12 protein-coding genes are annotated in these 14,411 nt (G+C 37.4%); 11 read left to right on the top strand and 1 reads right to left on the bottom strand.

The window, feature by feature from the left end; genetic code table 11:
• Positions 1 to 289 precede the first annotated feature (289 nt).
• The 5 genes from speE (at position 290) to argS (ending at position 5,180) form a co-directional block, all read left to right on the top strand.
• On the top strand, positions 290 to 1,120 hold the full coding sequence (gene speE, locus NST63_RS25240) for a spermidine synthase (RefSeq protein ID WP_212945074.1): 831 nt from the start codon (positions 290 to 292) through the stop codon (positions 1,118 to 1,120).
• A 55-nt stretch (positions 1,121 to 1,175) separates the two neighbouring features.
• Positions 1,176 to 2,048, top strand: a complete 873-nt coding sequence (gene speB, locus NST63_RS25235) for an agmatinase (protein ID WP_058005779.1) — start codon at positions 1,176 to 1,178, stop codon at positions 2,046 to 2,048.
• Between the two features lie 191 nt (positions 2,049 to 2,239).
• Positions 2,240 to 2,986 carry a sulfite exporter TauE/SafE family protein gene (locus tag NST63_RS25230; RefSeq protein ID WP_341044028.1) on the top strand — a complete coding sequence of 249 codons (747 nt, stop codon included), beginning with the start codon at positions 2,240 to 2,242 and terminating at the stop codon, positions 2,984 to 2,986.
• Between the two features lie 82 nt (positions 2,987 to 3,068).
• Complete coding sequence (locus NST63_RS25225; RefSeq protein WP_242598261.1) at positions 3,069 to 3,503, top strand: DUF1934 domain-containing protein; 435 nt, start codon at positions 3,069 to 3,071, stop codon at positions 3,501 to 3,503.
• A gap of 6 nt (positions 3,504 to 3,509) precedes the next feature.
• Positions 3,510 to 5,180 (top strand): arginine--tRNA ligase, encoded by a 1,671-nt coding sequence (argS, locus tag NST63_RS25220; RefSeq protein ID WP_341044027.1) that lies wholly within the window; start codon positions 3,510 to 3,512, stop codon positions 5,178 to 5,180.
• A gap of 243 nt (positions 5,181 to 5,423) precedes the next feature.
• Here argS and cls read toward each other — a convergent pair whose 3' ends face one another.
• Positions 5,424 to 6,620 carry a cardiolipin synthase gene (gene cls / locus NST63_RS25215; RefSeq protein WP_341044026.1) on the bottom strand — a complete coding sequence of 399 codons (1,197 nt, stop codon included), beginning with the start codon at positions 6,618 to 6,620 and terminating at the stop codon, positions 5,424 to 5,426.
• A 189-nt stretch (positions 6,621 to 6,809) separates the two neighbouring features.
• On the opposite strand from cls, the gene NST63_RS25210 reads away from it, so the two are divergent.
• The 6 genes from NST63_RS25210 to NST63_RS25185 all read left to right on the top strand — a co-directional run bounded on the left by NST63_RS25210 (position 6,810) and on the right by NST63_RS25185 (position 14,343).
• Positions 6,810 to 8,924, top strand: a complete 2,115-nt coding sequence (locus NST63_RS25210) for a 4Fe-4S dicluster domain-containing protein (RefSeq protein WP_341044025.1) — start codon at positions 6,810 to 6,812, stop codon at positions 8,922 to 8,924.
• Positions 8,925 to 9,168: 244 nt separating this feature from the next.
• A complete protein-coding gene (locus NST63_RS25205; protein ID WP_212945078.1) occupies positions 9,169 to 10,356 on the top strand; it encodes an acetyl-CoA C-acetyltransferase in 1,188 nt (395 codons plus the stop codon).
• 123 nt (positions 10,357 to 10,479) lie between these two features.
• The gene (locus NST63_RS25200; protein ID WP_341044024.1) at positions 10,480 to 11,331 is read left to right on the top strand and encodes a 3-hydroxybutyryl-CoA dehydrogenase; all 852 of its coding nucleotides are present in this window, start codon (positions 10,480 to 10,482) and stop codon (positions 11,329 to 11,331) included.
• Between the two features lie 17 nt (positions 11,332 to 11,348).
• Positions 11,349 to 12,479, top strand: coding sequence for an acyl-CoA dehydrogenase (locus tag NST63_RS25195; protein WP_341044023.1), 1,131 nt, complete (start codon positions 11,349 to 11,351; stop codon positions 12,477 to 12,479).
• A 27-nt stretch (positions 12,480 to 12,506) separates the two neighbouring features.
• The gene (locus tag NST63_RS25190; RefSeq protein WP_341044022.1) at positions 12,507 to 13,646 is read left to right on the top strand and encodes an acyl-CoA dehydrogenase; all 1,140 of its coding nucleotides are present in this window, start codon (positions 12,507 to 12,509) and stop codon (positions 13,644 to 13,646) included.
• Between the two features lie 61 nt (positions 13,647 to 13,707).
• Entirely contained in the window at positions 13,708 to 14,343 is a 636-nt protein-coding gene (locus tag NST63_RS25185; protein ID WP_373312667.1) for a TetR/AcrR family transcriptional regulator, read from the top strand.
• The last annotated feature ends 68 nt before the right edge of the window (positions 14,344 to 14,411 follow it).

The raw sequence follows: 14,411 nt of genomic DNA, 5'->3' as shown, positions 1-14,411 counted from the left end.
ATGATCACCTCATTTATCTTATATGCGTGGGTGGCAGTGCTAGATTTATTTTGCAAATAAAACATAGGTCTTATGTTTATAAAATGTATATTCTATCAGTATGAAAAAACAGAGCCTTTTTTAAACATAAGGTGACAAATTTCTTAGAAAACAATTAAAAATTTTTCTTGCAATTTGACTAGAATTCTTTATACTTTTTCTCATGTTTGTATTTAATGTCTTAGGGAAAAATGGATGTAGAAGCATCTATAAGAAGACAAAAACTATTGAAACGGAAAGGAAGTTTACAATGGGTGGTTTATGGTTTACAGAGAAACAAACAGAGCATTTTGGAATTACAATGGAGATAAAACAAACTTTACATACAGAACAAACCGAGTTTCAAAAGTTAGACATGGTTGAAACTGAGGAATGGGGCAATATGTTACTCTTGGATGATATGGTCATGACTACTGAAAAGGACGAGTTTGTCTATCATGAGATGGTAGCTCATGTCCCTTTATTTACTCACCCGAATCCAGAAAATGTTCTAGTTGTTGGTGGTGGTGATGGCGGAGTTATTCGTGAAATTTTAAAACATCCAAGTGTGAAGAAGGCAACTCTTGTGGATATCGATGGAAAGGTTATTGAGTATTCTAAAAAGTTCCTACCTGAAATTGCTGGTGAATTAGAAAATCCACGTGTAGATGTACAGGTTGACGATGGTTTTATGCATATTGCAAATAGTGAAAATGAGTATGATGTCATTATGGTAGATTCAACTGAACCTGTAGGTCCAGCGGTTAACCTATTTACAAAAGGCTTCTATGCTGGAATTTCTAAAGCATTAAAAGAAGATGGACTTTTCGTTGCTCAAACAGACAATCCTTGGTTCAAAGCTGATCTCATTCGTGAGGTACAAAAAGATGTGAAGGAAATTTTCCCGATCACTAGACTTTATATTGCTAATGTACCGACGTATCCAAGTGGAATGTGGACATTTACTGTAGGTTCTAAAAAATATGATCCACTTGAAGTAAGTGAAGACCGTTTTCATGATATTAACACGAAGTATTATACGAAAGAGCTTCATAAAGCAGCATTCGTATTGCCAAAATTCGTAAAGGATTTAACAGAATAATTATTTTTAACAGTAGATATCAGAGGATATCCTTTTATAGAAGGGGGATCACCAAATGAGATTTGATGAAGCCTACTCAGGAAATGTATTCATTAAAAGTCATCCTCATTATGAGGATAGTCAAGCGGTCATTTATGGAATGCCGATGGATTGGACGGTAAGCTATCGACCAGGCTCACGCTTCGGTCCTGGAAGGATTAGAGAGGTATCTATAGGATTAGAAGAATATAGTCCATATTTGGATCGTGAATTAGAAGAAGTAAAATACTTTGATGCAGGAGATATTCCATTACCGTTCGGGAATCCACAACGCAGTATTGAATTAATTGAGGAATATATTGATGGCCTATTAAAGGATAATAAATTTCCACTTGGAATGGGTGGAGAACACCTAGTTTCATGGCCTGTTATTAAGGCAATGTATAAAAAATACCCTGATCTAGCGATTATCCATATGGATGCGCATACGGATTTACGCTCGGAATATGAAGGGGAACCATTGTCACATTCTACACCTATTCGTAAAGCTGCGGAATTAATAGGTCCTGGAAATGTTTATTCATTTGGTATTCGTTCAGGAATGAAAGAAGAATTTGAATGGGCAAAAGAAAATGGAATGCATATCTCAAAGTTTGAAGTACTTGAACCATTAAGAAAGGTTCTACCTTTATTAGCAGGACGTCCGGTTTATGTAACTATTGATATTGATGTTCTTGATCCTGCACATGCACCAGGGACTGGTACGGTTGATTGCGGTGGTATTACTTCTAAAGAACTATTAGCCTCCATACATGAAATCGCTCGTTCGAAAGTAAAGGTAGTAGGTGGTGATTTAGTAGAAGTAGCTCCAATCTATGATCCATCTGAACAAACGGCCAACACAGCAAGCAAATTAATTCGCGAAATGATCCTTGGATGGGTTAAATAAATATGTAACAATATAGAGTATTTTATACATTGGTAAGAAAGACTGGATAGAAAGGATTATTTCCTTTCTTATTCAGTCTTTTTCTTTGTCCATGGCTTCAAGTTCTAATGGTGTTACCATATGCTATAATGTTCTGGTGATCATAAATATTTTAAAGCAATTTTTGTGAACGTTTGATTGGAGTGTCATTCATGGCAATCGTATTAACTATGTTACTTTTAGGAGCAATTCTTGGCTTTGTAGGTGCAGGTGGATCGGGATTTATTATTGCTATTCTTACACTTGTATTCAAAATTCCAATTCATACTGCATTGGCCACCTCCTTAACCGCAATGGCATTTACAAGTTTATCTGGTGCTTTTAGTCACTATCGAGAAGGAAATATTTCTATAAAGGCAGGACTGTTAGTAGGCGGCTTTGGAGCAATTGGAGCTTTAATTGGATCGAAAATTGCAGCCTTTATTCCTACAAATGAGATGCATTATTTAACAGGTGGAATGTTATTTCTTTCTGCAATTTTATTAATTCTTCGATTATTACTGTTGAAAAATAAAGATGCAGAAGACAAAAAATGGTCCATCCATTCGGTTCAAATCATGAAAGCAGCGTGCTTAGGTATAATTACGGGTATACTATCGGGTACGTTTGGTATTGGCTCAACGCCATTTATTCAATTAGGGCTGCTAACTTTTCTTGGACTTACTCTTCGTCAATCCATCGGTACCACAATGCTTGTAATTGTTCCTATCGCAGTTGGTGGAGGAGTCGGGTTTTCAACAGAAGGATTTTTAGATGTCACTTTATTAATTCAAGTTTTAATAGGCACGATGCTGGGAGCATATATTGGGGCTAAATTTACGAACCTTGTACCGAAGGTGGTCTTAAAAGCTGCAATGATCTTAACACCAATTACAAGTGGATTGATTCTTATGTTTTAAGGAAACACCAGTTTAATTTTTATTCCAATAAGGTTATAATGAGAAAATTAAAGATACATAAAAATTAAAGGATGTGGATCATTTGGCAGAGGAAATCGGTCATCAAATGCCTGTCAAAATTCACTTAAAGACAACAATCACACAAGATCGGGAAAACGAGAAGTATGAGTTAATGCTTTTAGGTGAGTATTACCAAAAGGGCGATGCAGCTTTTTTGAAATATAATGAAGAACTAGAAGAGGGAACTGTACAGACGATTGTAAAAATGTCGGAGGAAAGTGCAGTTATTTTACGTAGTGGGGCACTTAAGATGCGATTGGGTTTTCATAAGGATGTAGAAAAAAATGGGTCATATGAGAGCCCATACGGCACATTATTGCTATCCACGAAGACGAAAAAAATTGAACATAAAAATATAGGAAATAATGAAGGTCAATTTTTATTAGCATATGATCTGATGATGCAAGGAGCTTCTTCAGGTAAGTATGAAATGTTGATCACATATAAGGAGGCATAAATATTCATGAATATAGTCGAACAAATTCAAATGAATGTCAAAAATGAAATAAAAAATGCAATAATCAAAGCTGGCCTTGCAACAGAAGAACAAATTCCTGATATCATTCTTGAAACACCAAAGGATAAGGCTCATGGAGATTATGCAGCAAATATAGCGATGCAGCTTGCACGTGTTGCAAAAAAAGCACCTCGTATGATAGCAGAAGAGATTGTTGCTCATTTTGCCCCCTCTAAAGCTTCAATTGAGAAAATTGAAATTGCTGGCCCTGGATTCATTAACTTTTATATGAATAATAGCTATTTAACTGACTTAATTCCAACGGTGCTTTCTGCAGGAGATAAATACGGTCAATCTGATGCAGGAAAAGGCCAAAAAATACAAGTAGAATTTGTTTCTGCCAATCCAACGGGTGATCTTCACTTAGGACATGCACGTGGTGCTGCTGTAGGGGATTCTCTATGTAATATACTTGAATCGGCAGGGTATGAAGTGAGCCGTGAATATTATATTAATGATGCAGGAAATCAAATTAATAATTTGGCATTATCAGTAGAGGCACGCTATTATCAAGCACTTGGACAAGATAAAGAAATGCCTGCAGATGGCTATCACGGAAAAGATATCGTAGAAGTTGGTAAACAGCTTGCTAATGAATATGGTGAAAAGCTCCTTGAAAAAAGTGATGAAGAACGTTTTGAGTTCTTTCGCCAATATGGTTTAGAGTATGAAATGGCAAAATTGAAAACCGATTTAGAAAATTTCCGAGTTCCATTTGATGTCTGGTATTCTGAAACATCATTGTATAAAAACAATAAAATTGATGAAATGTTAAAGACCTTACGTGAACGTGGACATGTGTATGAATTGGACGGTGCCACATGGTTCCGCTCTACTGCTTTTGGTGATGATAAGGATCGCGTATTGATCAAAAATGATGGTTCGTATACGTATTTAACACCAGATATTGCTTATCACAATGATAAATTTGAACGTGGTTTTGAAAAGATAATTAATGTCTGGGGTGCTGATCATCATGGTTATATACCGCGTATGAAGGCGGCTATGGAGGCATTAGGCTATAATCCTGAAAATCTTGAAGTGGAAATCATTCAGCTTGTTCATTTATTTAAAGACGGGGAAAAAATGAAAATGAGCAAACGGACAGGAAAAGCTGTAACAATGCGTGACTTAATTGAGGAAGTAGGACTTGATGCCACTCGTTACTTTTTTGCAATGAGAAGTGCAGATACTCATCTTGACTTCGATTTAGATTTGGCTGTTTCGCAATCAAATGAAAACCCTGTTTATTATGCACAATATGCACATGCTCGAATTTGCAGTATCCTCCGCCAGGCAGAAGAACAAGGATTAACTGTAGATGAAACCGCTAATCTTAGTCTCATTAAGGCAGAAAAAGAAATAGAAGTATTGAAGAAAATAGGTGATTTCCCTGCAATAATAGCTGAGGCAGCTGAAAAACGAATTCCGCATCGCATTACTAACTATATCTATGATTTGGCATCAACATTCCATAGTTTTTATAATGCTGAAAAAGTATTAGATAAGGAAAATGCTGAATTAACAAAAGCACGTCTAGCCTTAATAAAGGCTGTTCAAATTACCTTGAAAAATGCACTAGCTTTAATTGGTGTTTCTGCACCTGAAAAAATGTAAAACAAAGGGTTGTCTGATATTCAGACAACCCTTTATTTTAGAAATGAGCTGTTTTCGTCTAGTTTATTGCTTGTGTAAAAGCCTAACCACGGCTTTATCATCCAATAAAGGATTCAGCGATTCTTATGGAGATTGCATCTAGCTCTATTCTCAGTGAAATGACAGATGTAGAAGTTTTTTAAAAGATATTTACTCGTTAAAACTCTACTTTAAAAGCAATAATCTTTGAGAAAAGAGCCTTTATTAAAGTATATCAGCAATAATTCTTGCGCCGATTTCCTTTGCCTTTGTTAGTAGAGAAGTACGAGCCAGCTCCTCCTTATAAAGCTTATGCGAGTCTAGTATATCCTGTTCTACCACTTTAATCATACGTTCAATAAAATCCTGATCATAAATATAACAATTTAATTCATGATTTAGAAATAAACTCCTTCGATCAAAATTTGCTGTTCCAATTTGGCAAACAGTGGTATCGATAATGATAACCTTAGCATGGTAAAAGCCATTTAAATATTGGTAGACATTTGCTCCCTGAGCTAACAATGTACGAAAATATCGAAAGGATGCTTCTTTTACTAATAAATGATCCGACTTTTTAGGAACAATAATTTTGATAGTAATGCCTCTATTTAACGCAGCAATAAGTCTTTTCATAACTTTAGCTGAAGGGATAAAATAAGGTGTACCAATATAAATGATATGTTGAGCTGAATCTATTAGTTGACATATTTGCTCCTCTAAGCGAATTCCTTCGGTCGGAAAGAGGCGATGCTTCATTGTTCCATTTATATTTTTTGGTTGGAGCTTTTCAGAGGATTCCCCTGTTGCCCTGTACCAATTAACAAAAAACTCTTCATGTAAATCCTGTAAACTTTCTCCTTTAATACGTAGGTGATAATCTCGCCATGGTGATAAGACTGGGTCATTATCAATATATTCCTTACCAACATTATATCCACCTAAATAACCGATTTCTCCATCGATAATGGCACATTTCCGGTGATTTCTTTGCTGCAAAGTGAAAAAAAAGAAGGGTAAACGCGGACGGTGACAAAAGGAAACTTCTACACCAGCTTGTTTAATTCGATAAATTAAGTCTTTCGATGTATTATGGCTACCTAACCAGTCAAGAAGCAAACGGACCTTAACCCCTTGGAGAGCTTTTTTTTCAAGAAGTTTTAAAAACTCCTTGCTTATTTGATCATTTTTTACAATATAAAAAAGAATATTGATACTCTTTGTTGCTTGATTAATATCTGAAAAAAATGATGAAAATAAATCCTTTCCACAATTGATAAGATGAATATCTCCTTGGCGTTTCGGATAGCTTCTTTTTCGGCAATGAAGTTGGTAATTTCTTTTACCCAAGAAATAATCTGCTGCACATAAAGCAATGATTATGAAAAGTACACTCAATGATATCCAAAGCCATGTCAGCATAGATTCCCTCTCCTATTTGAAAGAATGACGTTACAGTAGTATCTCCATAAATTAAGTAAACATGTAGGGGAAAACTTTTTAAAGAAAAACATTGACTGAATGCTCATTCATTATATAATGGTAAGTAAGCAACATTCAGAAAATTAGGGGTTTTTTAGACAAAGGGATCAATGGAGAGGAGTGTATATGATGTCGTGGTTACTATGGGTTAATTGGATAGCCTTTCTTTTTGTAACCGTTTACGGAGTATCGTTATTCGTATACGTGGTTAAAACGAGGATTAAATATATTAAACTTGGAAAAAAAGTAGAGTTTGACCATCGAGTAAAAGAAAGATTAAACAAAATTTGGGTGAACGTATTTGGGCAAAAAAAATTATTAAAGGATAAAAAGAGTGGGGCTATTCATGTCATGTTCTTCTATGGCTTTATTCTTGTTCAATTTGGTGCAATTGATTTTATTTGGAAAGGGCTTGCTCCTGAATCACATTTACCATTAGGACCACTCTATCCTGCATTTACATTCTTCCAGGAGATCGTCACCTTAATCATTTTAGTTGCAGTTGTTTGGGCATTTTATCGACGTTATATTGAAAAATTGGTACGTTTAAAAAGAGGATTTAAAGCAGGTCTCGTCCTTTTATTTATCGGCGGACTCATGATATCAGTACTGATTGGGAATGGAATGGGGATTATCTGGCATGGTGAGGAAGCAGCATGGACAGAGCCTGTTGCATCACTTATTTCATTGGCATTTGGTTGGATTGGTGAAACAGCCTCGATTGTTGTTTTTTATATGGCTTGGTGGATTCATCTCATCTTCTTATTATCTTTCTTAGTCTATGTTCCACAAGGAAAGCATGCTCACTTAATTGCTGGTCCTGCAAATGTTTACTTAAATCGTCTTGATGGAGTAGGGAAATTAAAAACAATTGATTTTGAGGATGAGTCACAAGAGTCCTTCGGTGTGGGGAAAATCGAGGATTTTAGTCAATTACAACTAGTTGATTTATATGCTTGTGTTGAATGTGGACGTTGTACCAATATGTGTCCTGCAACAGGTACTGGGAAAATGCTATCACCAATGGATTTGATTATTAAATTGAGAGATCATTTAACCAACTATGGAGCAGCAGTAACTTCGAAGCAACCATGGGTGCCGAAATTTGCCTTTTCAAATACAACAGGAAATCAATTAGCACTTGCTAGTGCGGGAAAAGGAGTAGAAGAGGCAGCGGCATCACTAGCATACAATCCAAGCTTAATCGGAGATGTTATCACTGAGGAAGAAATATGGGCTTGTACAACCTGCCGTAATTGTGAAGATCAATGTCCAGTAATGAATGAGCATGTAGATAAAATTATTGACTTGCGTCGTTATTTAGTATTAACAGAAGGTAAGATGGATGCAGATGCGCAACGTGCGATGCAGAATATTGAAAGGCAAGGAAATCCTTGGGGGTTAAACCGTAAAGAACGTGAAAACTGGCGTGACGCACGTGAAGACGTACATGTACCTACAGTTAAAGAGATGAAAAAATCAGGTGAAGAGTTTGAATATTTATTCTGGGTTGGATCAATGGGATCATTTGATAATCGCAGTCAGAAAATTGCCTTATCTTTTGCAAGACTTCTAAATGAGGCAGGCGTAAAATTTGCGATTTTAGGTAATAAAGAAAAGAACTCTGGGGATACCCCACGTCGATTAGGGAATGAATTTTTATTCCAGGAGCTTGCTGGTCAAAATATTGCAGAGTTTGAAAAGAATGAAGTGAAGAAGATTGTAACAATAGATCCGCATGCTTATAACATTTTTAAGAAGGAATATCCTGATTTTGGTTTAGAGGCAGAGGTTTTCCATCATACAGAACTCCTATATGAGTTAGTAAAGGAAGGGCGTTTAAAACCGAAATTTGATGTTAGAGAAAAAATAACATTCCATGATTCATGTTATTTAGGTAGATATAATGATGTATATGATCCGCCAAGGGAAATTTTAAAAGCTATTCCTGGTGTTCAACTTATTGAAATGGACAGAAATCGGGAAAAAGGGATGTGCTGTGGTGCAGGTGGCGGGCTCATGTGGATGGAAGAAGATACTGGCCACCGTATAAATGTATCACGAACTGAGCAGGCATTAGCAGTTAACCCATCTGTTATCAGTTCAGGATGTCCGTACTGCTTAACTATGCTATCTGACGGTACAAAGGCTAAGGAAGTCGAAGAGACAGTAAAAACGTATGATGTAGCAGAGTTATTAGAAAAAGCAGTATGTGGTGAACCAGAGCAAACAATAGCATCATAAAAGAAATGAATTAATTCAGTAAATAGCAGAGATTGAACATAAATATAATTTAGAATTTTTTATAAAATGTTTCAATTTCTGCTATTTTTAGTTTAAAATAAACTTAAAATTAAAAAGATTGAGTGTACTAGGGGACGATTGTCCCTATTTATGAAGTTAGTCATCGAGCGAGCGTTCAGTCAATATTCTGTAAGCGGTTTCTAATAGGTAGAAATCTTCGATTTTACTAAAGGAGAGGATAGAGATGACAAAAACAGTCATTGTTAGTGGGGCAAGAACACCGTTTGGAAAATTTGGAGGAGTGTTGAGCACTTTTTCAGCATCAGAGTTAGGTGGAATGGTGATCAAAGAGGCTTTGACCCGTGCAAATATTGAACCCAAGACAGTCGAGGAAGTTATTCTTGGCTCTGTACTGCAAGGTGGTCAAGGTCAATTGCCTTCAAGGCAGGCAGCTCGAAATGCTGGTATTCCTTGGGAAACGAAAACCGAAACAATCAATAAAGTTTGTGCTTCTGGAATGAGAAGTGTCACACTAGCAGATCAACTGATTCGTTTAGGTGAAGAAGAAATTATTGTCGCTGGTGGAATGGAATCAATGTCAAATTCTCCTTATTTTCTACCTAAGGCTCGTTGGGGTTTAAAAATGGGTGATACTGCTTTGAAAGATATGATGACACATGATGGTCTAACCTGTTCATTCACCGGTGTACACATGGGAACCTATGGAAATAATACTGCAGTAGAATTTGAGATTACTAGAGAAGAACAAGATCACTGGGCATTACGGAGCCATAGAAGGGCCGTTCAAGCAATGGATGATGGAAAATTTGCTGAAGAAATTGTGCCAGTATTCGTACCCCAGAAGAAAGGAGATCCAATTACTGTTACGAAGGATGAGGCACCAAGAGGTGATACAACATTCGAAAAGCTTTCTACACTGCCGTCAGTTTTTGATAAGGATGGAACAATTACAGCAGGAAATGCTCCAGGTGTCAATGATGGCGCTTGTGCCATGGTCTTGATGAGTGAGGAAAAGGCGAAATCATCAGGAGTTGAACCATTGGCATATATCCTTGGGCATACAGCTATTGCGGTTGAAGCAAAAGACTTCCCGCAAACTCCTGGCCTTGTCATTAATGAATTATTAAAGAAAACAGGGCGAGCCTTAGATGAAATAGATTTGTTTGAAATCAATGAAGCATTTGCAGCTGTATCCCTTGCTAGCAGTAAGATCGCAGGATTAGATCCAGAGAAGGTTAATGTTAATGGAGGAGCAATTGCACTTGGCCATCCTATTGGAGCGAGTGGGGCTCGAATTATTTTGACCTTAATTTATGAATTGAAGCGACGTGGTGGAGGCATCGGGATTGCTGCAATATGTTCGGGTGGTGGTCAAGGGGATGCCATCATGGTTGAAGTGAAAAGAAATTAGGTCGATTTCGTGCGAAACTTAGTAAATTTCGTGCGAATCACCTATGAATTTACGTGAATCGATCTAAGTTTCGTGCGGAATGACTCATTTTACACGGGTTCATTATACAAGGGGGTTTTTTTAATGGAAATTAAGTCAGTAATGATAATTGGGGCTGGGCAAATGGGATCAGGAATTGCTCAAGTTTGTGCTCAAGCAGGTTATACTGTGTATTTAAATGATTTAAAAGAGGAATTTATTGAAAAAGGAATGGCAGTTATTTCAAAAAATTTAACGAGACAAGTGGAAAAAGGACGAATGACAGAAGAAGAAAAGAATGAGATCCTCTCGAAATTTATTCACTCAACAACACTACAAGATTCGCAAAATGTAGATATTGTTATTGAAGCTGCTGTAGAAAATATGGAGATAAAAAGTAAGATTTTTAAAGAATTAAACGTGTATGCTCCTACCCACGCAATTTTAGCCTCTAATACTTCTTCATTGCCGATTACAGAGATTGCAGCTGCAACCAGTCGACCAGAGAAAGTGATTGGAATGCATTTTATGAATCCTGTGCCTGTAATGAAACTTGTTGAGATCATTCGTGGATTGGCAACTGCTGATGAAGTTTATCAGGCAGTAGAGGATATGACGAAGACTTTGAAAAAGGTTCCTGTAGAAGTGAATGATTTTCCAGGTTTCGTTTCAAACCGCGTATTAATGCCAATGATTAATGAAGCCATTTTTACTTTATATGAAGGCGTGGCAACAAAGGAAGCAATTGATGAGGTGATGAAACTCGGGATGAATCACCCGATGGGTCCGCTAACCTTGGCTGACTTTATTGGTTTAGATACGTGCTTGTATATTATGGAAACCTTACATGAAGGTTTTGGTGATGATAAATACCGCCCATGCCCATTACTAAGAAAATATGTAAAGGCCGGATGGCTTGGCAAGAAATCCGGTAGAGGATTTTACATCTACGAATAGTTTAAGGGGAGACTATGATGAATCTACTATTCAGCGAAGAGCATGCAATGATGCGTAAAATGGTTCGCGACTTTGCAGAAACGGAAATTACTCCGTATATAGGCAAAATGGAGGCAGGGATGTTTCCTAAGGAAGTACTTAAAAAAATGGCAGAGATAGGACTTATGGGCATAACCATTCCCGAGAAATATGGTGGGGCAGGGATGGATTTTACATCGTATATTATTGCCATTCACGAGCTATCAAGAGTGAGTGCAACGATTGGTGTTATTTTATCTGTTCATAGCTCAGTGGGAACCAATCCTATCCTGTATTTTGGATCGGAGGAACAAAAGCAAAAATATATTCCGAAGCTGGCAACGGGTAAATACTTAGGTGCATTTTGTTTGACTGAGCCGAGTGCTGGTTCCGATGCAGCAAATCAAAAGACAAAGGCGACTAGAAATAATGATCATTATGTCATAAATGGGTCAAAGGTGTTTATTACCAATGGTGGTGAAGCAGATACATATATAGTATTTGCTGTGACAAACCCAGAGGCTGGAAAAGAAGGTATTTCTGCCTTTATTGTTGAAAAGGACACGCCGGGATTAATCATAGGAAAAGATGAACAAAAGATGGGGCTGCATGGATCTAGGACCGTTCAACTAACGTTTGAAGATATGAAGGTACCTGCTGAAAACCTTTTAGGTAATGAAGGGCAAGGATTCAAAATTGCTATGGCAAATCTGGATGTTGGCAGGATAGGTATAGCCGCCCAAAGCTTAGGTATAGCCGAAGCTGCATTAGAAAAATCAGTTGAATACTCGAAACAACGGGTACAATTTGGAAAACCAATCGCTGCTCAGCAAGGTGTGGGTTTTAAACTTGCAGATATGGCAACTCAAGTTGAGGCTGCAAAGCTATTAGTTTATCGTTCTGCTAATTTACAAACAGAGGGGCTTCCTTGTAAGTCAGAAGCATCGATGGCTAAACTTTTTTCCTCACGAACAGCAGTCGAAACGACAACCGATGCCATTCAAATATTTGGAGGATACGGATACACCGAAGATTATCCTGTAGAAAGATATTTTCGAGATGCAAAAATAACGGAAATCTATGAAGGTACTAGTGAAATACAGAAATTAGTCATTAGTAAGCGGCTATAAATCAAACAATTATTGGGGGAAATGAGTATGAATTTCAAACTATCGGAAGAGCATGAAATGATACGTAAAATGGTTCGGGACTTTGCTGAAAATGAGGTGGCTCCTACAGCTGCAGAGCGTGATGAAGAAGAACGTTTTGATCGTGAAATTTTTGATAAGATGGCTGAATTAGGGCTTACAGGGATTCCTTGGCCAGAGGAATATGGCGGAATTGGTAGTGATTATTTGGCTTATTGCATAGCGGTGGAGGAATTATCAAGAGTATGTGCTTCGACAGGTGTCACCTTATCTGCTCATACGTCGCTTGCTGGATGGCCCATTTATAAATTTGGATCAGAGGCGCAAAAACAAAAATACTTACGTCCGATGGCACAAGGGGAAAAGATTGGTGGTTATGGCTTAACAGAGCCAGGTTCGGGATCTGATGCTGGCGGAATGCGAACCACTGCTCGATTAGAAGGGGATCATTACGTTTTAAATGGATCAAAGATATTTATTACAAATGGTGGTATAGCTGATATTTATGTAGTGTTTGCTTTAACTGATCCAGCAAGCAAACAAAAAGGCACTAGTGCTTTTATTATTGAAAAGGATTTTCCAGGTTTCTCTGTGGGGAAAAAGGAGAAAAAGCTTGGGATTCGTTCCTCACCAACTACAGAAATTATTTTTGAAGAATGTAAAGTCCCTAAAGAAAATTTACTAGGTGAAGAGGGGCAAGGATTTAAAATTGCAATGATGACACTTGATGGTGGAAGAAATGGGATAGCAGCTCAAGCCGTTGGCATTGCGCAAGGTGCTCTTGATGCATCTGTAGCTTATGCAAAAGAGCGTCAGCAATTTGGAAAACCTATTGTGGCAAATCAGGGGATTTCATTTAAATTAGCGGATATGGCGACAAGCATCGAAGCTTCGCGTCTGTTGACATATCAGGCTGCATGGTTAGAATCAAATGGCCTTCCATATGGAAAAGAATCGGCGATGTCTAAGCTTTTAGCAGGTGATACAGCAATGAAGGTTACGACAGAGGCTGTGCAAATCTTTGGAGGGTATGGTTACACCAAGGATTACCCTGTCGAAAGATATATGCGCGATGCTAAAATCACTCAAATCTATGAAGGTACACAAGAAATTCAACGTCTAGTCATTTCTAGAATGCTCACTAAATAAGATAGCCATTGAAAAGGGGATAGCTTGAATGGCTTAAAGGGTTTGGATGGGAGAGAAGGTGATGATTGTGAATAAGAAAAGAACAGTGCATGCTTCTGTGAAGGATGAACGGTTAATCAATATGCGTAGGACGCAAATGATACGAGGTGCAGTGGCTCTTTTTAAGGAGAAGGGGTTTCACCGCACAACTACAAGGGAGATTGCTCAGGCTGCGGGTTTTAGTATCGGTACATTGTATGAGTATATCCGAACGAAGGAAGATATTCTTTATCTTGTCTGTGATAGTATATATGACCAAGTACGTGATCGCTTACAGGGGATGGATGTAGAAAAGGGGACTCTTGAAAGTCTAAAACTGGGGATTGCCTATTATTTCAAGATTATGGACGAAATGCAAGATGAAGTGTTAGTCATGTACCAGGAGGCAAAGTCCTTATCCAAAGATGCGTTACCATATGTTCTAAAAAAAGAGATGGAAATGGTAGGAATGTTTGAAACATTGATCCGTCGTTGTATTGAAAATGGTGAATGGATGATGGATGATCCTCATATCGATTTATTAGCACATAATATTTTTGTTCAGGGACAGATGTGGGGATTTAGAAGGTGGGCTCTTAGAAAGAAATATTCTCTTGAAGAGTATATCGAACTACAAACGAATCTACTTTTAAAGGGAATTAGTGGTTTTAACATTTAGCTTATAAGTATAAATGAAAATCATCAATCTCATATGAGAGAGCTAACATCTAAAATGGAAAGACAAAA

The organism is Heyndrickxia sp. FSL W8-0496 (assembly GCF_038007825.1).
GTDB classification, from domain to species: Bacteria; Bacillota; Bacilli; order Bacillales; family Bacillaceae_C; genus Heyndrickxia; species Heyndrickxia oleronia.
The sequence above is the reverse complement of the archived record's forward strand: the minus strand, read 5'-3'. Positions and strand labels throughout refer to the sequence as shown.